Annotated in this window: 16 protein-coding genes; 7 read left to right on the top strand and 9 right to left on the bottom strand. The window is 62.3% G+C overall.

What is annotated here, in order from left to right; translation table 11 throughout:
- Window positions 1–2: 2 nt before the first annotated feature.
- Both lipA and lipB read right to left on the bottom strand, forming a co-directional pair.
- The gene (gene lipA, locus AC0J5Z_RS14980) at window positions 3–1010 is read right to left on the bottom strand and encodes a lipoyl synthase (RefSeq protein WP_475033610.1); all 1008 of its coding nucleotides are present in this window, start codon (window positions 1008–1010) and stop codon (window positions 3–5) included.
- Window positions 1007–1675: a lipoyl(octanoyl) transferase LipB gene (gene lipB / locus AC0J5Z_RS14975; RefSeq protein ID WP_475033608.1), complete on the bottom strand. Its 669-nt coding sequence runs from the start codon at window positions 1673–1675 to the stop codon at window positions 1007–1009. The genes lipA and lipB overlap by 4 nt, the downstream gene beginning before the upstream one ends.
- A gap of 149 nt (window positions 1676–1824) precedes the next feature.
- Between lipB and AC0J5Z_RS14970 the strand changes: the two genes are divergently transcribed.
- Window positions 1825–3453 carry a serine/threonine-protein kinase gene (locus tag AC0J5Z_RS14970; RefSeq protein ID WP_475033606.1) on the top strand — a complete coding sequence of 543 codons (1629 nt, stop codon included), beginning with the start codon at window positions 1825–1827 and terminating at the stop codon, window positions 3451–3453.
- Between the two features lie 24 nt (window positions 3454–3477).
- Here the strand turns inward: AC0J5Z_RS14970 and AC0J5Z_RS14965 are convergent, their stop codons facing one another.
- Window positions 3478–4377, bottom strand: a complete 900-nt coding sequence (locus AC0J5Z_RS14965; RefSeq protein ID WP_475033604.1) for a TIGR01777 family oxidoreductase — start codon at window positions 4375–4377, stop codon at window positions 3478–3480.
- 85 nt (window positions 4378–4462) lie between these two features.
- Between AC0J5Z_RS14965 and AC0J5Z_RS14960 the strand changes: the two genes are divergently transcribed.
- Complete coding sequence (locus tag AC0J5Z_RS14960) at window positions 4463–7984, top strand: S41 family peptidase (protein ID WP_475033602.1); 3522 nt, start codon at window positions 4463–4465, stop codon at window positions 7982–7984.
- A gap of 98 nt (window positions 7985–8082) precedes the next feature.
- Here the strand turns inward: AC0J5Z_RS14960 and AC0J5Z_RS14955 are convergent, their stop codons facing one another.
- Window positions 8083–8511 carry an OsmC family protein gene (locus AC0J5Z_RS14955; RefSeq protein WP_475033600.1) on the bottom strand — a complete coding sequence of 143 codons (429 nt, stop codon included), beginning with the start codon at window positions 8509–8511 and terminating at the stop codon, window positions 8083–8085.
- A gap of 133 nt (window positions 8512–8644) precedes the next feature.
- Here AC0J5Z_RS14955 and AC0J5Z_RS14950 point away from each other — a divergent pair, with 133 nt between their 5' ends.
- On the top strand, window positions 8645–9028 hold the full coding sequence (locus AC0J5Z_RS14950; protein WP_475033598.1) for a VOC family protein: 384 nt from the start codon (window positions 8645–8647) through the stop codon (window positions 9026–9028).
- A 110-nt stretch (window positions 9029–9138) separates the two neighbouring features.
- On the opposite strand, the gene AC0J5Z_RS14945 is transcribed toward AC0J5Z_RS14950, so the two are convergent.
- The 4 genes from AC0J5Z_RS14945 to AC0J5Z_RS14930 form a co-directional block, all read right to left on the bottom strand.
- Complete coding sequence (locus AC0J5Z_RS14945; RefSeq protein ID WP_475033596.1) at window positions 9139–9492, bottom strand: hypothetical protein; 354 nt, start codon at window positions 9490–9492, stop codon at window positions 9139–9141.
- 149 nt (window positions 9493–9641) lie between these two features.
- Window positions 9642–11372: a 2-oxoglutarate dehydrogenase, E2 component, dihydrolipoamide succinyltransferase gene (sucB, locus tag AC0J5Z_RS14940; protein WP_475033594.1), complete on the bottom strand. Its 1731-nt coding sequence runs from the start codon at window positions 11370–11372 to the stop codon at window positions 9642–9644.
- 111 nt (window positions 11373–11483) lie between these two features.
- The gene (gene lpdA / locus AC0J5Z_RS14935; RefSeq protein WP_475033592.1) at window positions 11484–12866 is read right to left on the bottom strand and encodes a dihydrolipoyl dehydrogenase; all 1383 of its coding nucleotides are present in this window, start codon (window positions 12864–12866) and stop codon (window positions 11484–11486) included.
- A 298-nt stretch (window positions 12867–13164) separates the two neighbouring features.
- Complete coding sequence (locus AC0J5Z_RS14930; RefSeq protein WP_475033589.1) at window positions 13165–14688, bottom strand: leucyl aminopeptidase; 1524 nt, start codon at window positions 14686–14688, stop codon at window positions 13165–13167.
- A gap of 333 nt (window positions 14689–15021) precedes the next feature.
- Between AC0J5Z_RS14930 and AC0J5Z_RS14925 the strand changes: the two genes are divergently transcribed.
- The 4 genes from AC0J5Z_RS14925 to AC0J5Z_RS14910 all read left to right on the top strand — a co-directional run bounded on the left by AC0J5Z_RS14925 (window position 15022) and on the right by AC0J5Z_RS14910 (window position 20253).
- A complete protein-coding gene (locus tag AC0J5Z_RS14925) occupies window positions 15022–15960 on the top strand; it encodes a proteasome assembly chaperone family protein (RefSeq protein ID WP_475033586.1) in 939 nt (312 codons plus the stop codon).
- Window positions 15961–15995: 35 nt separating this feature from the next.
- Window positions 15996–17351 carry an MFS transporter gene (locus tag AC0J5Z_RS14920; RefSeq protein WP_475033583.1) on the top strand — a complete coding sequence of 452 codons (1356 nt, stop codon included), beginning with the start codon at window positions 15996–15998 and terminating at the stop codon, window positions 17349–17351.
- Window positions 17352–17440: 89 nt separating this feature from the next.
- Window positions 17441–18694, top strand: coding sequence for a DUF4192 domain-containing protein (locus tag AC0J5Z_RS14915; RefSeq protein ID WP_475033581.1), 1254 nt, complete (start codon window positions 17441–17443; stop codon window positions 18692–18694).
- Window positions 18695–18939: 245 nt separating this feature from the next.
- A complete protein-coding gene (locus AC0J5Z_RS14910; protein WP_475033576.1) occupies window positions 18940–20253 on the top strand; it encodes an RNA polymerase sigma factor in 1314 nt (437 codons plus the stop codon).
- A 166-nt stretch (window positions 20254–20419) separates the two neighbouring features.
- Here the strand turns inward: AC0J5Z_RS14910 and AC0J5Z_RS14905 are convergent, their stop codons facing one another.
- Window positions 20420–20641 carry a DUF7455 domain-containing protein gene (locus AC0J5Z_RS14905; RefSeq protein ID WP_018778705.1) on the bottom strand — a complete coding sequence of 74 codons (222 nt, stop codon included), beginning with the start codon at window positions 20639–20641 and terminating at the stop codon, window positions 20420–20422.
- Between the last annotated feature and the right edge of the window lie 240 nt (window positions 20642–20881).

The raw sequence follows: 20881 nt of genomic DNA, 5'->3' as shown, positions 1-20881 counted from the left end.
TGCTAATTGTGGGCGGCGAGGATGGTGGAGGCTTCCTGGCGGGTGGTGCCGGAGGACTCGATGTGGGCCAGGGCGGCCGGGATTTCCCAGCCCTTCTTACGCATCGCGGTGGCCCACAGGCGCCCGGCACGGTACGAGGACCGCACCAACGGGCCGGACATGACACCGAGGAACCCGATTTCTTCGGCTTCGTGCTGGAGGTCAACGAATTCCTGCGGCTTGACCCACCGGTCCACCGGCAGGTGCCGCTCGGACGGGCGCAAGTACTGGGTGATCGTGATCAGGTCACACCCGGCCGCGTGCAAGTCTTTCAGTGCTTCGGAGATTTCCTCGCGGGTCTCGCCCATGCCAAGGATCAGGTTGGACTTGGTCACCATGCCCAAATCCCGGCCCTGCGTGATCACATCCAGGGACCGCTCATACCGGAACGCCGGACGGATCCGCTTGAAAATCCTCGGCACGGTCTCGACGTTGTGCGCGAACACCTCGGGCTTGGAATCACAGATCGCCGCGATGTGCTCGGGTTTGCCGGAGAAGTCAGGGATCAGCAACTCCACCCCGGTGCCCGGATTCAATTCATGGATCTTCCGAACCGTCTCGGCGTACAACCACACGCCCTCATCGGCCAGGTCATCACGGGCCACCCCGGTCACCGTGGCGTAGCGCAACTGCATGGCCTGCACGGAGCGGGCCACCTTGGTGGGTTCGAACATGTCCACCGGGGACGGTTTGCCGGTATCGATCTGGCAGAAATCACAGCGCCGGGTGCACTCGGACCCGCCGATCAGGAACGTCGCTTCCTTGTCTTCCCAGCACTCGAAAATGTTCGGGCAACCGGCCTCTTCACAGACCGTGTGCAGGCCTTCCTTCTTCACCAGGTTCTTGAGCTGAACGAACTCCGGCCCCATCTGGACCTTGGCCTTGATCCACTCGGGCTTGCGTTCAACCGGGACCGCCGAGTTACGCTGCTCAACGCGCAGCAACTTACGGCCTTCAGGTGCCAAGGTCACTGGAGTGCTCCTTCGGGTGTGGAAACGAGTGCTTCTTCGTGCTTGCTGAATTCTTCAACGAAGCGGTCAACGATGTCGGCGGGGTTGATGGTCCGGCCGGTTTCCAGCGACATGGTGGTGACGCTGGCGTCGGTGATTCCACACGCAATGATCTGGGCATAGGGTGCTAGGTCATTGCTGCAGTTGATGGCCACGCCGTGCATGGTGACGCCGTCCAGGACGCGGATGCCGATCGCGGCAATCTTGCGGTCAGGTCCCTTGTCGTCGGCAAGGATCCAGACTCCGGCCCGGCCCTTCACGGTGACGGCCTTGATGCCGTAGTCGTGCATGACGGCAATCATGGTGGCCTCAAGGCGTTCCACATAGTCGCGGATACCGGCGCGGTTCTTGAGCTTGAGGATGGGATACGCAATGAGCTGCCCTGGGCCGTGCCACGTCAGTTTTCCGCCTCGATCCACGGGAACCACGGGAGTGCCGTCAAAGGGGCGCTCGTGGTCCTCCGTGAGTTTGCCGGCCGTGTAGACGGCGGCGTGCTCAAGGATCAAGACGGTGCTGTTCTTCTCGCCCGCAACAACCTTGTTGTGGATTTCGCGCTGCAGGTCCCAGCCCTGCAGGTAATCAACAAAATCCGGGGCAAGACCCAGTTGTGAAAACTCAAGAGTCATGGGTTCAAGCTTAGACCCAGCAGGAGGCTGGCCATGGTTTTGTGGTGAAGCTCTCAGTCGCATCCCGGGCCGTTGAGGCCGGAGAACGGTCAAGCCGGTGCCTGTGGATAACTTCTGCGGAAAATCCGGCAGTCAGGTACACCTTGTTTATGGAAACTCTGGACACTCCCGCCACTGTGGCTCCCCGCATTCCGGGCTACGCGATCTCCCGCCCACTGGGCCACGGTAGTAGTTCTTCCGTTTGGCTTGCCACGAGGGATAAGGACGGTGGGCGGTTCGCGGTCAAATGCGCCAGGCCCGGTGCCGGTGCTGGCGGGGGAACAGCACAGGCTCAGGTTTTGGAGGACGTATCCCGTGAAATGAGGCTCCTCTCCGCCCTTAAGCACAAGCACCTCGTACGTGTTCACGAAGTCCTCCACGTGGGCGGCATGGGTGAGAGCACTCTTGGGATCGTCATGGACTATGCGGCGGGAGGCTCACTGGCCAACCTGATCTCCGCGAGGGGGAGGCTCAGGATCGGAGAAGCTGTGACCATCCTGACTCCCATTGCCCAAGCATTGGACTTTCTGCAAGCCAATGGCACGGAACACGGAGATGTGTCACCCGGAAACGTCTTGTTCACGGCCGAAGGGATGCCCCTGCTGGCGGACCTTGGCATTGCCGCAAAGGTGGGCGACAAGCCACAAAACCTGGGCGTCGGAACGCCTGGATTCATGGACCCCGCAGCTGAAACAACCGGGACCGGCGATGTTTCCCGGGACAACCTCCTACCTCAACGTGACGTCTATTCGCTCGGAGCAGTCGGCTGGTACTGCCTGACGGGGACAGCGCCGGAGCAGGAACAGGACCGCCCACCTCTGTCACTTCTGGTTCCTGAGGTGCCCATGGCCCTTGCCGCAGCCCTGGAGGCTGCATTGAACCCGGATCCCCGGAGTCGTCCGTCGGCCAGGGAACTTGGCACGGCAATCTACAGAAGTGCTGCTCCCGAGGCTCTGGACTTATCCGGAGCCGTGCATTCATCCGTTATTCCTGACTTGCTCACCCGGCGCGAGGCGTTGGGGCGTTCGCCACGCCGCGCAACCCATTGGTTAAGCACCTGGTGGAGACTGCTGCCGTTCATGCGCAAACCTGCGCCCCGAACGGTGAGCCGTTCGCGCCCGGCGCGTGGCAGGCTCAGGGACGGGTTCGGCCGCCGCTTAGTTCTCTTGGCGACGGTCGGGGCGCTGATTGGCGTAGCGGCATGGGTACTTTGGCAGCAGAACCGCCTGACGACGGCGATGGAGCACCAAGCAGCGATCGAAAGCGGCGTTGCCGACACCGGTCAGGCAACGGAACTTCCGAGCGCACAGGAGCTTCCGGCCGCACTCGTCCAAGGGCTTCAATCAGAGGATCCCTTAGTGGCCGTGCCGGCACTGTCAGCGGTGCGGGACATCGCGCTGGGGGAACGGCGCCTCGACCTTTTGGACTCGGTCAACGCACCCGGTTCGCAGGCCGAAGCGACGGATAAGCAGTTGAGCGACTACTTGCGGGACGCTGGAACGTCGTTTGCAGGACTCCAAACGACGTTGACAGACCTGACCGTGGAAGGACCCCCACAGTCAGATCACGTGCTGGTGGCGGTTACGGCCACCACGTCCGGCTATGAGGAAAGTCTGGCATCAGGGGCAATTGTCCGGACCGAGGATACCGGGACGCCGCAACGCCTCCTGGTGGACCTGGTTCGCTCGGACGGGCGCTGGTGGATTTCCGGAATTCTCGACCCCGGGTCCACACGGTGACAGCCAGCGCAGGCAAGGACGTTTTCAGCGGGCCTTTTGCGTGCGGAGCCATGCCATGGCGTCAGGGAGCGAGGGGTGCAGCCATTGGAAACCGGCTTCCTGCAACCGTGCGGGCTCCATTCGCTGGTTGGCCATGATGAGTTCATCTGCCAGGCCACCCAGAACCAGTCGTAGGGCGGGTCGGGGCACACGGCAGAAGGCCGGTCTGTGGAAGGCCTTGGCGAGGCCCGCGACAATCGCGTTCACATCCGCGCTCTCCGGCGCGCAAACATTCACCGGACCGTCAATTTCTGCTGTGAGCAGGTATGCGAGGGCGCCGGCTTCGTCCGCCAAGGTGATCCATGGCCAGTACTGGCGTCCGTTCCCAAATGGTCCACCCAGCCCGAGCTTCAATAAGGGAAGCAGTGGCCCGAGCGCGCCACCAGCTGTGCTGAGCACAACACCTGTCCGGGGCGCCACCACGCGAACTCCGGCCGGCGCAGTCCTGGCCATGCGCTCCCATTCAACGGAGAGTTGGCCCAACACTCCGTCGCCGGGGCCGGAATCCTCGGTCAAGGCCCCATCACGTGAGGCGCCGTAGTAGCCGGAAGCGGATTGGCTGATGAAGGTGGCTGGAGGTTTGCTGAGTCGTCGCATGGCAGCTGTCAGGGTCTGAGTGGGCCGGAGACGGGATTCTGTGAGGACCTTGATCCGGCGCCTTGTCCATGGACGGTCACCGATGCCTGCGCCGGAAAGATTGACCACAGCATCGGCGCCGTCCAAGACAGCCTCATCGAGCTCACCCATGGCTGGGTCCCACGTCCATTCAAGGGTGGTCCTGGCTGGACGCCGCACCAGCCGGATGACCTCATTGCCTTCAGCAGTCAAATGCTCGGACAAAGCCGTCCCGATCATTCCCGAAGCTCCGGACATCACGATTCTCATGACCCATCTCACCATGGCGAACGCTTGTGGTGGAAACGACAGCGGATGCCGCTTCGGACGGGTGCCTCTTGACTATGATCGAACAATGACCTCCTCCAGCTACCTCCGTTTCCCGCATGTGCACGGCGACCTGGTCACCTTTGTGGCCGAAGACGACATCTGGATCGCACCCGTCTCCGGCGGCCGCGCCTGGCGGGTTTCCTCCCAGCAACTGCCGGCAAGAAACCCACAGTTCACTCCGGACGGCAAGGGGCTGGTGTGGACCACTGTGGTGGGCACGTCACCAGAGGTGGTCACGGCAAACGTCGACGGCGGCGGGTACAGGCAGCTGAGTTACTTCGGGCACGGCACCACCAAGGTCAAAGGCTTTACACCGTCAGGGAACGTGGTGGTAACGAGCGCCTTCCAACAAGCGGAAAGCCGCCACACACACGCTTACAGCCTCCCACTGGACGGCGGCGCCGCCGTCGAACTTCCGTTCGGCCCGGTGGAGGCAGTTGCCTTTGGCCCCGAAATCGGTGACGAGAAGCCTGTGGTTCTGGCTAGTGTCCTTTCACGGGAACCCGCCTGGTGGAAGCGCTACCGCGGGGGCACTGCCGGGAAGCTCTGGATCGATGCCGACGGCAACGGCGAGTTCGAGCGATTGGTGCCGGCGATCGACGGAAACCTGACCGACCCCCTGTGGATCCAAGGGCGGATCGCCTTCCTGTCGGACCACGAGGGCTACGGGAACCTGTACTCGGTGCTTCCGGATGGTTCCGGACTGCGCCGGCACACGGACCACGAGGACTTCTACGTCCGGCACGCCAGCACCGATGGCACGCGGGTGGTCTTTGAATCGGCAGGCGAGCTCTGGATCATCCCGTCACTGGACCCAGACGCTGAGCCCGTCAAATTGAACATCACTCTTGGATCGGCATCACCCGGCCGCCGCCCCTCACCGCTGAAGACTTCCGCCCATTTGGGGGACGTCTGCCCCAACGTCACCGGAACTGCCAGCGCTGTGGAATCGCACGGCACTATCCACTGGCTCCGGCACAAGGACGGACCTTCGCGCGTAGTTGAGGCGACACCTGGCGTCCGAGCCCGCCTGCCCCGACCGCTCACTGATGGCCGGATAGCCTATGTTGCCGACCATGGAGGAGTCGAAGCGCTGTATATCAAGCGCATCGCCACCCGCCTGTCGGCCGTGGTTGAGGTTCCTAGAATAGTTGTTGAACAGCCCGATCCTGCCGCCGAAGAATCGGCTCCGCTCCCCAAGCCGGTCTCGGCGTCGAACGTGCTGGGGCAGGGGACAGCTTCCGCGCAGGCGACCACCAATGTCAGGCAGGCTTCCGTAGACCATGCGCAGGCCGGGGCGGGTGAGACCGTCAACGCGGAGCCATCCGCAGACACCGTGGGTGGCACGACGGCAACCACAGTTCCCGCATCAGCGGAAGACTCTGAGGATCTCCGCCTTGGATTTCCTACCCCTACCCGGACGAGTGCTTTGGAAGCCAGCCCGGATGGCCGCTGGCTTGCTGTTGGCACGTCCTTCGGTGATGTCTTCGTTGCCGACACCACGGCCGGCACGCTGACGCGGCTTGTCAGCGTTGGTGAAGGCAGCATCGACCAACTGTCCTGGTCCACCGACTCCCAGTGGCTTGCCTGGTCCGAGCCGGTGACGTCCTTCGGGTCGCGGAGCAAGCTCCGGATCGTTCGCCCGGCAGAGCCTGAGTCAGGCATCATCGATGTCACTGACGGCCGCTTCTGCGACGAGTCTCCAAGGTTCACCCCGGACGGAAAATTCCTGGCGTTCCTGTCCAACAGGAGCTTCGACCCCGTGTACGACGGTCACTCCTTCGACCTCTCCTTTCCAAGCCCCATCAAGCCGTACATGGTTGCCTTGGCAGCGGACACGCCTTCGCCGTTTGGCCCGTCCGTAGACACGCTTGAGGACGCATCATCCAATGCGCCAAAGTCCGACGACGGCGAAGCGCCTGCCGTCCGCGTAGACCCGGAGGGGCTTGCCCATAGGGTTATCGCCGTCCCGGTACCTCAGGGCAACTACTCCGACCTGGCCGTTGGTGATGGCGCGCTGTTGTGGCTCGATACTGAACTTTCGGGTGTCACGGGCGATGGGAGAGGGACCCTTCAGGATAAGAAGACGGCGCCGTCCTTGGTCCGTTATGACCTCGCCAAGCGCAAGCAGGCCACGCTCGTAAAGGCAGTGGACAGCTACCGCTTGTCGGGTGACCTCAGCCGCATCATCTACGTTCTCGACAAGCAAATTACGTGCGTCCCCGCTGACAACAAGGTGGAAGAGGACTCGGCAGAACTTGTCAAGGTGGAGCTCAACAGGGTCCGAGTCATCCTGGACCCCGTGGCAGCTTGGGGACAGGCCTTCGATGAGGCGTGGAGGCTGCAGCGGGACTTCTTCTGGACCGCCGATATGGCGGGCCAGGATTGGGACTCCGTATATAAGCGCTACCGCCCCATCGTGGACAGGCTCGGTTCCCACGATGACCTGGTTGACCTGCTGTGGGAGATTCACGGCGAGCTGGGGACGTCGCATGCCTATGTCAAGCCGGCCGCTGTCACCGAGCCCGGACGGAACGGCCAGGGCAGGCTTGGAGCTGAGTTCCAGCTGGGCACCAAGGGCTGGGAAATTACCCGGATCCTCGCCGGTGAGTCTTCCGACCCGCTGGCTACTTCGCCTTTGACCCGTCCGGGGGCGGACGCCAAGGTGGGCGACGTGCTCCTGGCGATCGACGGCGTCGAGCTTTCCGCGGTCCTGACGCCGGCAATGCAACTGGTGGGTTCTGCGGGCAGGACCGTTGAGTTGACGCTCTTGAACGGTGATGGCCATGGTGGCGCTGCCGGTGTCCAACGACGCGTTGCAGTGGTTCCCGTCCGTGATGAGGAACGGCTGCGATACCAGGATTGGGTCCGGGCCAACCGGCGCACAGTCCGTGAGGCCTCGGACGGCAAATTCGGTTACCTGCATGTCCCGGACATGATGGCCAACGGTTGGGCGCAGCTCCACCGCGACCTCGATACAGAGACTTCATTGGACGGCCTCATTGTGGACGTGCGGCGCAACCGCGGTGGACACACGTCTCAGTTGGTTGCCGAATTGATCGGGCGCAAAGTCACGGGCTGGAGTATGCCACGTGGTGAAAAGCCGCGGACATACCCGCACCACGCTCCACGTGGACCCGTGATCATCCTCGCCGATGAATTCGCCGGATCCGACGGCGACATCATCACCCAGGTGTCCAAGCTGAGGGGCATCGGCCCTGTCATCGGTACGCGGACGTGGGGTGGCGTAGTGGGCATCGACAACCGCTTCTCGCTTGCCGACGGCACCGGTGTCACCCAGCCTCGATACGCCACATGGTTCAGTGGCGGGATCGGATGGGACGTCGAAAACCGGGGTGTGGAGCCGGACATTGAGGTGGTGTTCCCGCCGCACGCGTACGCGGCCGGGACTGATCCCCAATTGGAATACGGAATTGGTGCACTCAAGGAAATGATTCAGGAGCTGCCCACTGATCGCCCTCCGTTGCGTGAGGGCTACCGCAAGGTCCGGCCGGCACCACTGCCATCGCGCCCCCAAAAGGGCTAGCAGGCAGGTAAGCATGGAAGAGCCCCGCCACCTTCCCTGATGGGAGGTGGTGGGGCTCTTCCATGCGTTCAGGGGTACTGTTCAGTCCTCGGGGGTGGCTACGCCGCGAGGGTGGCATCCAAGGTGATCTCGATGCTGGCCAGAGCGCCGGAAACGGGGCAGCCAGTCTTTGCGTCTTCGGAAATGCGGCGGAAGTCCTCTTCGGAGAGGCCGGGAACCTTCGCGGTCATGGTCAGGTGGCTGCCCGTGATGCCCGTGCCGGGAACGAAGGTAACGTCAGCTTTGGTCTGCACTTCTTCCGCGGTGAAACCCTCGCCGGCCAAAGCGTGGCTGAAAGCCATGGAGAAGCAAGCGGAGTGGGCAGCGGCAATCAGTTCTTCGGGGCTGGTCTTGCCGCCGGACTGTTCGGTGCGGGCTTTCCAAGTGACATCGAACGTGCCCAGTCCGGAGCTGTCCAGCGTTGTGTTGCCGGCGCCTTCAATCAGGGTGCCGTTCCAAACCGTGTGTGCGGTGCGTGTTGCTGCCATGTCCACTCCTTGGGGTCGTTGTGAGTCGGCTACCAGCCTTCGGCGGGTGCCACCGGGATCAATCCTATGGATTTGCCTGCCGGACCGCACGGCCATTCCGCTGACAGTGGATTGTGACCCCTAGACTGGCGAAATGGATACCGAAGAACGTGTACCTGCCGGACGCAACCGCGGCCCCCGAATCGCGTCCATCATGGTTAACGCCGTGGACGCCGCCCGCTTGTCTTCATTCTGGTCGGAGCTTCTTGACATGCCCGTCTCAGCGGAACATGAAGGGTTCATCTGGCTGCGGCCGGCTGAACCGGGCCTTCCGCAACTGGCATTTCAACAAGTCGCCGCACCCACTGAAGGGCGGCGCCGCCTGCACCTGGACCTTCACGACCCCGATCCTTCAGCGTTGCGACGCAAAGCCGAGACGTTGGGGGCTACTTTCGTGGAGGCGCACGACATCGGAGACTTCCACTGGGACGTCATGCAGGATCCCGAGGGCAACGAGTTCTGTATAGCACTGGAGTAGTCGCCCCGTAGAGACAGCGGCCCGTTAAAGACGGCAGCCGCTCCGCGTTGCTGAACGCAAAGCAGGACGGCTGCCGGTGCTTGAGGATCTGCCTGGGGATAGGTCCCGGACTAATTCCAGAGGGTAGCGATGGCGATGTTGACCAATGCCAGGCCACCCACGCCATGGGCCAGGCCCGTGGAAACCGGCTCGGCGTTCTTAACCTTGCGGGAGCCGATGACTGCGAGAACTGCTACGGCCACGCCAATGGCGAACTTGACGCCAAGCTTGAAATAGTTGGGATCGGCGTCCGGCATCAGGGGGAGCACACCCATCATGGCGATGCCAGTCAGGAGCTGAAGGAAGGCGCCGTCCCGCTGGCGCGGGTGGACGGTTGGCGCCTTCAGGGTGGCGATCCAGTAGCCCACAATCATGGCTGCGCCGACGATGTGCAAGAACACCAGAATGTTGAAGAGAATACTCATGGCCCTAGCCTATCCAGTTGGTTCTACGTCCCGTAGCAAAGCCACGCGGATGCTGTCACGTACGTGGAAAGCAAAAGGGCAGGTTATCCGGATTTTCCAGGTAACCTGCCCTTTTTGATTCTGCAAGTGGTGCTTATTGGCGATGGGTCTTAGAGACCGAGGTCTGCTTCGAAAGCACCTTCCTCAAGGCGGGCCTTGAGGGTCTGCAGGAAGCGACCGGCGTCCGCGCCGTCCACCAGGCGGTGATCGTACGTCAGGGACAGGTACATCATGGAGCGGATGGCGATCGAGTCGTCGCCGTTTTCGTCGGCAACTACAACGGCGCGCTTGACGATTGCACCCGTGCCAAGGATACCCACCTGCGGCTGGTTGATGATCGGAGTGTCGAACAGTGCACCGACTGAACCAATGTTGGTGATGCTGAACGTGCCACCGGACAGTTCGTCCGGGCCGATCTTGCCGTCGCGGGTACGGCCTGCAACGTCGGCGATCTTGCCAGCCAGACCGGCAAGATTCAGGTTGCCGGCGTCTGAGATGACGGGAACCAAGAGGCCCTTGTCGGTGTCGACGGCGATCGCCAGGTGCTCGGCGTTGTGGTAGGTGATTTCCTGCTTGGATTCATCGTAAGCAGCGTTCAACTTGGGGTGCTGCTTCAGGGCCTCGGCTACGGCCTTGGCGATGAACGGCAGGAACGTCAGCTTGACGCCATTCTGGGCCTGGAACGAGTTCTTGGCCTTAAGGCGCAGCTTGGCGATCTTGGTCATGTCGACCTCGTGCACCTGGGTCAACTGGGTGGAGACCTCAAGGGACTCGCGCATGCGGCGGGCGATGACCTGGCGGATTCGCGGGGCTTTCTCCGTGGTGCCACGCAGGGACGATGCGACCACCGGAGCGGCAGCCTTGGCAGCGGGAGCCGCGGCAGGAGCCGATGTGGCGGGGGCTGCGGCGGCCTGCTTGGCTTCAGCCGCTGCAAGGACGTCCTGCTTGCGGATGCGGCCTCCGACGCCGGTGCCGGAAACAGCGGCGATGTCCACGCCGTGCTGGTTCGCAAGCTTGCGCACCAGGGGAGTGACGTAGCCGGACTCCGAAGCGGGAGCTTCTGCAGCGGGAGCTGCGGCTGGCGCCGGTGCAGCAGCCGGTGCCGGCGCGGCAGCAGCGGCAGGAGCCTCGGCGGCAGGTGCTGCAGGTGCAGCCGGAGCGGCAGGTGCCTCGGCAGCGGGTGCTGCAGCCGAAGCAGGAGCCGAAGCAGGAGCAGCTGCGCCGGAGCCGATGACGGCCAGGACAGAGCCAACCTCTGCTGTCTCGTCCTCGCTTACGCGGATTTCCTGCAGGGTGCCGGCAACCGGGGAAGGAATCTCGGTGTCTACCTTGTCGGTGGAAACCTCGAGGAGCGGTTCGTCTACCTCAACGGTGTCGCCAACGGCTTTGAGCCAGCGGGTGACAGTACCTTCGGTGACGCTCTCGCCCAATGCGGGGAGTGTCACTTCGTGGCCTTCGCCCGAAGCAGCGGGTGCTTCAGCTGCCGGTGCTTCTTCAGCGGCGGGAGCGGCAGGAGCTTCTTCGGCCGGTGCAGCCTGCTCTGCGGGGGCAGCGGGGGCTTCCTCGGCCGGTGCGGCTTCAGCTGCCGGTGCGGCGGAGCCGGAGCCGTCGCCGATGCGGACCAAGGGGGCGCCTACTTCGGCCGTCTCGTCTTCAGCGACGAGGATTTCTTCGATGACGCCTGAGATCGGAGAGGGGATTTCGGTGTCTACTTTGTCGGTTGAAACCTCGAGCAACGGCTCGTCGATCTCCACCCGGTCACCAACCTGCTTGAGCCAGCGGGTGACGGTTCCTTCGGTGACACTCTCACCGAGGGCGGGCAAGTTAACGGATTCAGACATGTCGTCCCCGTTCTCCTTATTGATCTTTGTGCGGATGAATTCTGCTGGTTCGGATCGGGTGCACGCGGCATATTCCGCTGCATGCACCCGATCCGTGGGTCTTGGTAAGACTTAGCCGTGGAGTGCCTTGCCCGCGAGGGCAAGGTGGGCTTCGCCCAGGCTTTCGTTCTGCGTGGGGTGGGCGTGGACCAGCTGGGCCACGTCCTCCGGGTAGGCTTCCCAGTTCACGATCAGCTGGGCCTCACCGATCTGCTCGCCCATGCGGGAGCCGATCATGTGGATGCCCACTACGGGGCCATCCTTCTGGCGGACGAGTTTGACGATGCCACCGGTGCCGAGGATTGAGCTCTTGCCGTTACCGGCAAGGTTGTATTCCTGGGTCTGCACCTGGTCGTCGCCAAATTTCTCCTTGGCGGCCTTTTCGGTGTAGCCGACCGTGGCGATTTCAGGCTCGCAGTAGGTGACCTTGGGGATGTTGATGTCTTCGACGATTGCCGGGTTCAGGCCGGCAATTTCTTCGGCGACGAAGATGCCCTGCTGGTAGCCGCGGTGTGCGAGCTGGACGCCGGGGACGATGTCGCCCACGGCGTAGATGTTGCCAACGCCCGTGTGGAGGCGTTCGTTGGTGATGACGAAGCTTCGGTCGATGGTGATGCCGGCTTCTTCGTAGCCAAGGTTCGCGGTCACGGGACCGCGGCCAACGGCCACGAGCAGGAGGTCGGCTTCGAACGTCTGGCCATCAACCAAGGTGACCTTGACGCCGTCGTCGTTCTGCTCAACGCCCTGGAAGAAGATGCCGGTGGTGAACTTGATGCCGCGCTTCTTGAAGGCGCGCTCAAGGTTCTTGACGATCGAGGCGTCCTCGTTCGGAACCAGGGAGGGGAGGCCTTCGATGATGGTGACATCCACGCCGAAGGACTTCCAGACGGACGCAAACTCGACACCGATGACGCCGCCGCCGAGGACGATGGCGCTCTTGGGGATGTAGTCCATGGTGAGGGCCTGGTCCGAGGTGATGACCTTGCCGCCGATTTCCAGGCCGGGGAGTGAACGGGAGTAGGAACCCGTGGCCAGGACAATGTTCTTGCCCGTGTAGGAGGTGCTGTTCACGACGACGGTGTTGTTGCCCTGGAGCTTGCCTTCACCCTCGATGACGGTGATGCCCTTGGACTTGATAAGTCCCTGGAGGCCCTTGAACTTACCGGCGATGATGCCGTCCTTGTACGCGTTCACGGCCGACATGTCGATGCTGTCGAGCGTGACGTTCACGCCGTACTTGGCGGAATCGCGTGCATGGTCGGCCAGTTCGGCCGAGTGCAGGAGTGCCTTGGTGGGGATACAACCGTTGTGCAGGCAGGTTCCGCCGAGCTTTGCCTTTTCCACAAGGCCAACGGTGAACCCAAGCTGTACGGCCCGCAGGGCAGTGGCGTAGCCGCCGCTGCCGCCACCGAGTACCAGGATGTCGAATTCTTGCGCAGTTGCCTGATCGGCCACTAAAACGCTCCCTCGCGTGAATGATGACACGGGACTGCGTGCCATCTGGTCTTTGGAACTTGTTCTGCCGTGATTATGCCAGCACCTAAGTTCTCTTGCATTTGTGACTATCGAGTTCACCTTAGCGAACCACCTACCCATGCTCCACCCTCTGCGGGCGTTTGTGGAGCGCTTGTGTCGAGACTCACGTTCACTTGTGACACAGCGCTACACCCCGCATAATTCCGGGGTTGTGCGGGACCTCGCCAAGGATCCGGCAAGGGCCAGCGCAACCCCGGAAGGGCAGAGGAGAGTGGAGCTAGACGGAAACCGCCAAGAGATCCTCGGCGTAAGCAACCAAGGTGCGGACGGTGCATCCGGTTCCCTGCTTGGGCGTGTAGCCATACGGGGCACCGTTATTGAACGACGGACCGGCGATGTCCACGTGGGCCCACGGGATTTGCTGGCCGTCTCCGTTCTTGCCGACGAATTCACGAAGGAAGACCGCTGCGGTCATCATGCCACCGTTGCGCTCACCGATGTTGGCGAGGTCTGCCACCTGCGAGTCCAGGCTCGGCCGGAGTTCTTCGGGCAGCGGCATTGGCCAAACCAGCTCACCTGCCCTGTCGGCCGCGGATTTCAGCGCTGCCGTGACGGAATCCGATCCCATGACGCCGGCAGTGCGCAGGCCCAGGGCGATCAGCTGTGCACCCGTCAATGTTGCGACGTCAATGATGGCGTCCGGCTTCTCCATGCTCGCAGCGACGATGCCGTCAGCCATGACCAGACGCCCCTCAGCGTCCGTGTTCAGAACCTCGACTGTCTTGCCGCCGTAGATGGTGAACACGTCAGCAGGCCGTGCCGCGGCGCCTGAGGGCATGTTCTCTGCGATGCAGAGCCAAGCCGTCGCCTTGAGGGGCAGGCCAAGTGAAGCGATGGCCAGGACAGTGTTAAGTACGACGGCGGCGCCCGCCATGTCGCTCTTCATGTCACCCATGCCGAGGGCCGGCTTAATGGAGATACCGCCGGTGTCGAAGGTGATGCCCTTGCCAACGAGGGCAATCTTCTTTGTTGCCTTCGCCGGAGCGTATTCCACCTTGACGAGGCGCGGCTGGCGGGTGGACCCCTTGCCAACGCCGAGAATACCTCCGAAGCCTTCCTTTTCCAGGCGCTTTTCATCCCAGACCGTGATCTTGACGGGGAGGCCCTTGGCGAGTTCCTTGGCGGACTCGGCGAACGACTCCGGGTACAGGTGGCTCGGCGGCTGGTTGACCAAGGTGCGGGTCGCGTTCACGGCACGAGCGAGCACAATGGCCCGATCCAGTGCGGGCTGGGCAGACTTGGCATCGATATCGGACAAAATCAGGGCTTTGGCCACTGGCTCCTTAAGCCCATCCTTGCTGGAACGGTGCTCCGTGTAGGAGTACGCACCCAGGGCGGCTCCTTCGGCGACTGCCGCGACATCGGTGAGGCCCGCCGTCGGGAAGGCCAAAGTGACCGAAGAGGCACCGGCCAGCTGGCGAACAGCGGATCCCGCTGCGCGCCGCAGGGCTTCTTCGCTGAGGCTGCCGTCATCGGAGAGCTTCCCGACGCCTGCAAGGACAAGAATCCCCGAGCCTGTTTCCGGCAGGCCCGGAAGCCGGTGCGCCTGGTCGGCAGCGCCGGTGATCCCCAAAAGCTGCAGGGAACCCGCAACGGATTCGGCGGCTTTCGCGCTCAGCGGGTTCGATAGCAGTACCGGCCCGTCCGCGCCTTGCGCAACGCCAATCACCAGGGCGTCGCTGGGGGACTTTTTCAGGTCCTTGGCGATGATGCCCAGGATGATGTCAGTAGTCTTGACCACGAGGATGTGTCCTCACTTCTCTCTGCATTGCATGGCGGGGCCGCATGTTCGGCGGCCTGCCCCGGTACGCGCCCGACGTCTTCTTGCGACGGCGGCCTTGGTCTTCAGGGCCGGCATCGCAAAAGGACGTCGGCCCGATTCGATCGTAGTCTCTTGGACGCTGCGGACGGCAATTAAATGAGAGCTGCGGCACATCGGGGGCAGGAATGCCCATTGGCTGTGCAGTGTTGTATGGATTAATAGAGTCCCGCAGCCAAGCAATGGTGCCCAGTGGTGTCATGCGGCTGGTAGCCGGGACCTCCCCTAACTTTGTCATTGCGAAAGGAACACGCCGTGTTTGAACGGATATCCGGCTCTCTCCTGGACCCCGAAGCGCTGTATGCGCGAAACATTGAGACCTTCCACAGCCCTGAGCTTCGCGGGCTGAACATGGTCATGGGGTTCACGGGCTTTGCCGATGCCGGTCACGTGGTCCGGCAGATCAACGCGGAACTGTTGGACGAACTGGACGCTGAGGTGGTGGCCATGTTCGATGCCGACCAACTCATCGACTACCGTTCGAGGCGGCCCCACATCAGCTTCGTGGAGGACCATCTGCAGGACTACCAAGCGCCAAAGCTCGGCCTGTACAAGCTGAACGACGGCCTCGGCCAACCGTTTCTGCTGCTTGCCGGCTTTGAACCGGACCTGCAATGGGAGCGCTTCTCGCGGGCCGTCGTCGGAATTGTGGAAGAACTCGACGTCAACCTGGTGACCTGGATCCATTCAATCCCCATGCCGGTGCCGCACACGCGGCCTGTTGGGGTGACGGTCCACGGCAATATGCCCGAGCTGATCGAGGGGATTTCGAGCTGGAAGCCCACCGTAGATGTTCCCGCTGCCATCGGACACATCCTGGAACTCCGGCTCACCGAAGCGGAACGCAACGTGGCCGGCTACGTTATCCATGTCCCGCATTACCTGTCTGAAGCTGAGTACCCGCCAGCTGCCGTAGCCGGCTTGGAATACCTGGGGGCGGCAACGTCCCTCATGCTGCCAACGGACAGGCTCCGGGAAGCCGGGCGGGAAGTGGGCCGCCAGATCGCGGAGCAGATCGAGGCTTCTGAAGAAGTTCAGGCAGTAGTCACAAATCTCGAGACGCGCTACGACGAGAAATCCGAGGGCATCGTCCGCCGCTCGCTGCTGGCAGATGAGAATGATGAGCTGCCCAACGCCGAGGATATTGGAGCTGCCGTAGAGGCGTATTTGGCGCGTAAGGACTCGCCTCAATAAATCAGCTTTGAGCTTCTGACAGGCATAATTGTTGGGTGAACGCTCCCCGTGCCTGGCTCATCTGGACGATCGGCGTGTTCGCCTACCTAGTGGCGGTGGCGCAGCGAACCTCGTTTGGCGTCGCAGGGTTGGAAGCCACTGAGCGATTCCATGCCAGTGCCGCTGCCATCTCCTTCTTCACGGTGCTTCAACTCCTGGTTTACGCAGGGCTGCAGATTCCCGTCGGCGTCCTGGTGGACAGGTTCGGTTCGCGGGCTATGGTGGCCGGTGGTGCCGTGCTCATGGGATTAGGGCAGTTGCAGTTGGCCTTTGCGGACAATGTTCCCGGTGGCGTCTTGGGCCGCGTCCTGGTGGGTGCCGGCGATGCGATGACCTTTATTTCGGTGATCCGCCTGGTTCCGTTGTGGTTCGCTCCCGCCAAGGTTCCGCTGGTCACGCAGCTGACCGGCATGTGTGGCCAGCTCGGCCAGCTCTTCAGTGTTGTTCCCTTTGCGCTTCTCCTTCACGCGGCCGGATGGACTCCCGCGTTCCTCACTCTGGCGGGCATGTCCGTGCTGGCAGTGGTCCTCGTCCTCTCAGTGCTTCGGGACGCCCCACCCGGGCACCCGCCCCGGGAAGCCGGCCAGGGCCTCCGTGCCACCGGCATTTCGCTGTCCCGCGCGTGGAAACAGCCCGGAACCAGGCTGGGGCTCTGGAGCCACTTCACCGTGCAGTTCAGCGGGAACCTGTTTGCCATGACCTGGGGCTATCCCTTCTTGTTGTCTGCGCAGGGACTCGATGCGGGGACAGTCTCCGGCCTCATGGCACTGTTTGTGGCCACGGCCATTGTTGCGGGCCCTGGTTTTGGCCGGTTCGTCTCGAAACATCCCATGCGAAGATCGGCCATGGTCCTGCTGATCGCGCTGGCTACAGCCTTGGCTTGGGCTGCTGTGCTCATCCTTCCCGAGCGCGCCCCGCTGTGGCTCTTGGGCATTCTGGTAGTGGTGCTGGCAGTGGGCGGGCCCGGGTCCATGATTGGATTCGACTTCGCCAGGACATTCAATCCCTCGCACCGGATCGGCACGGCAACCGGCATTGTCAATGTTGGCGGTTTTATGGCGGCGCTCGTTGCTATTTACCTCATCGGTCTTGTACTCGACCTCCTGTATGCCGGCGGCTTCTCCGGCGGTGATCTGTACGGGCTTGCGCCGTTCCGTATTGCCCTCAGTGTTCAGTTCGTTCTGCTTGGCCTTGGTACGGTGCTCATCCTGGTAACACGACGAAAGGTGCGCCGTCAGATGGCATCCCAGGGGATCCACGTACAGCCGCTGATGGCCGCCCTCGCCAGGCAGCGTCGGGAACGGATCGAGCGGCGACGTGCCGCACGGCCCGTTTCTGCGGACGACCAGTAAAGCGGTCCGCGCCGCTTGGCTGCGGCAGCTTATCCACATAGGCATGATGGTCACTGTCTCCTCCGTCAGGACTTGAGCAGGGTGGAAACATGACTTCCAACAGAACGCTCAGCATCCACCAACCCGAAGACATTCTTGGCTACATTCCCCACATGTTGGGTTACTGGCCCGAGGACAGCCTGGTGGCCATCACCATGCAAGGGAAAGTCCTTGGAGCCACGCTGCGCGTGGATCTGCCGAACCTTGGTTCACTACAGGCCCGGTCACGTTTCGCAGACCAGATCCGTGCCTTCCTGATTGCTGACGAGGAAGCCAACGGGGTGGTGCTTGCCATCTACACTGACACGGGATGGGCTGACGGCAGTGTGGCCCGGCAAACAATTCCGCTGCTTGAGGCCCTTCAGCTAAGCCTCGATGAGGTTGACTTATCGGTTAGGGATGCGTGGCTGGTCGGCTCCGACTATTGGCGCAGCGCCTACTGCACAGATCTGGAATGTTGCCCGTTGCCCGGACTGCCCGTTGATCGCATCAAGAACAGCAGGCTCAGCGCAGAACTGGTGTACAGGGGGAGCTCCATAGGGCCGTCCCCGAGGAGCGCGCTCGAGAAGCCGCAGCCTGCAAGTCCCCGGGCGCTGGATCCTCTGGTGCTGGCAGCGGAGTCACGCTACGGAAAGCAGATTCTCGGGCGGTGGCGGAGTGAGCGCTGTCTGGACGCAGTCCTGGCCGTGTGGCATCACGTGCTGAACAGGAGCGAAGCAGATAAACCCCTACATCCCGGGGCCGATGCGGAAATCATGGGCTTCCTTAGAACCACCCTCCGGGTCCCTGCGTGGCGGGACGCTGTGGTTGTCATGGCGGCAGCAGGCAAGGAATCTGCAAAGTCCGGCGCTGCGGCCTTCGGACTTTTTGTCGAGGACGACGGCGACGCGCCATTCGACCCAAAAGAACTCGGAGTTCCGTGCCCTGCCGTTCCTGCTGCCGACGAACCTCATGAACGGAATACCTCCGGGGACGTCTTCACCTACGGCGATGTTCTGCTGGGTATGCAACCGGAAATGCCCTGCTGGAGCACCCTTGATGCATTGCAAAAGGTTCTTGCCGGATTATGCGTAGACGGCGAATCCGGCGTGGTGCCTGCAGCGGCGCTGACCCTGCAAGGCTGGATTTCCTGGTGCAAGGGGCGCGGATCGGTTGCCCATGCCTGCCTTAGCCGGGCAGAGGCCGCCCAACCGGGCTACCGACTGGCCGAACTCCTCATGGATCTTCTGGGGCAGGGCACCATCTGCACGTGGGCGCGGAGCTCCGTCACGGCATGGCGCGGGTTCAAGGACACGGTCGCGTAGAGAGTTGGACATTCATCAGGCGTGCGTTTCGCAAAACCGTGAGACAATGGATGCCGAGACCCGGTTGGGTCCGCGTTCGAATGCCTGAATTGGCCCCGTCATCGGGAACAATACAGTGTCGTCGGGAGTTCTCTATAGAGACTCTGCAGACGGCGATCGCATTTGAAATTGATCGCGGACTTGACAGGGTCATAGTGGTGTTGCCCGTATGGTGATTCCACAGACCGCCGCTAGAAAGGTTTTCTGTGACCCCGTCTTCCGTCGAGAAGGAACCCGCCGCCCAGGCCGAATTGTCCGCTGAGGAAAAGAAGGCGGCTACATCGGCAAAGCGCGCAGCGACACGTGCTGCCAACAAGGCCTCAGAGGGCGACTCTGACAAGCCGGCACCCAAGAAGCGTGGACCCAAGCCCGGTGCGAAGGCCGCCGCTGAAGCCGCGAACAAGTCCTCAGGCTCCGACGCTGAGGATTCCAGCAGCGAGGATGAAGACTTTGATCCCGCAGCTGCCGAGGAAGTCGAAGTCGGAGAAGATGACGTCGAGGACGGCGCCACGGCCGCCAAGGACAAGGCTGCTCCATCCGGCTCGGGATTCGTCTACTCGGATGCCGACGACGATGACGCCCCTGTCCAGCAGGTCATGTCCGCCGGTGCTACAGCCGACCCCGTCAAGGACTACCTGAAGCAGATCGGCAAGGTTGCACTGCTGAATGCCGAGCAGGAAGTTGACCTCGCGCTTCGTATTGAAGCCGGCCTCTTTGCCGAGGAAAAGATCAACGCTGACGACGGGTCCATGGATCCCAAGCTCAAGCGTGAGCTTGAATTCGTCATCCACGATGGCAAGCGTGCCAAGAACCACCTGCTCGAAGCCAACTTGCGCCTGGTCGTTTCCTTGGCCAAGCGCTATACCGGCCGTGGCATGCTCTTCCTGGACCTGATTCAGGAAGGCAACCTGGGCCTCATCCGGGCCGTGGAGAAATTCGACTACACCAAGGGCTTTAAGTTCTCGACGTACGCAACCTGGTGGATCCGCCAGGCAATTACGCGCGCCATGGCAGACCAGGCCCGCACCATCCGTATACCGGTGCACATGGTGGAAGTCATCAACAAGCTGGCCCGCGTACAGCGCCAAATGCTTCAGGACCTGGGCCGTGAACCGACGCCTGAAGAGCTGGCACTCGAACTGGACATGACGCCCGAGAAGGTTGTTGAGGTCCAGAAATACGGGCGCGAGCCGATTTCTCTTCACACCCCGCTGGGCGAGGATGGTGACTCGGAGTTCGGTGATCTGATTGAGGACTCGGAGGCTGTTGTTCCTGCCGACGCCGTCAGCTTCACGCTCCTGCAGGAGCAGTTGCACTCTGTTTTGGACACCCTGTCCGAGCGCGAAGCCGGAGTTGTGGCCATGCGGTTCGGCCTGACCGATGGCCAGCCGAAGACTTTAGACGAAATCGGCAAGGTCTACGGGGTTACGCGTGAGCGTATCCGCCAGATCGAATCCAAGACCATGTCCAAGCTGCGGCACCCGTCCCGTTCCCAGGTCCTGCGGGACTACCTGGACTAAACACTTCAGAGCCGTTGTTGAAGCGGCCCAGCCGGATCTCCGTCTGGGCCGCTTTTTCTTGTGCTCAACAAGCTGAACGCAACAAGCTGAACGCAACAAGGCCCCTCCCGGAACCGGGAGGAGCCTTGTCAGCTGATCAAAAAGGGTTTCCGGCTAGCCGGACTGCCTAGTCGACGGGGACGGGAGCCTTCTCGTTGAGGCGCTCGGTCTCATCGTGCCAGTCAGAAGTCATGGGCCGAAGCGTAGCTTCAACTGCACGTGCGTGGTGGCCGCAGAAGAGCAGCTCACCGCCGGAGGACTCGAGTACAACGCGGACGTACGCCTGGGCTCCGCAACGGTCACAGCGGTCAGCTGCGTTCAGCGTGCGGTCTGCAACTGCTGTTGTCATGTCGGCCTCCTTAGTAGTTCTGTACATCCATATAACCAGCATTCGACGCAGATCCATGGCAAGGATGGGTCACTTTCGCTGTCCGCGTATCACATGTGCGTAACGTAAGCGGGCAGGCTGCGCCCGTGCTGGAGTGGCAGACCATGCCTGATGCCTTCCCCGGCTACGCTGGTACGGGCAGTGTTTGCCTTGAAATACCAGCCAAAAACATGGCTGGGAAGCACCCCAGAGATATACCCC

Source organism: Paenarthrobacter sp. TRD_SC_7, assembly GCF_056156245.1.
This window is presented reverse-complemented; position numbering and strand designations above follow the sequence as displayed.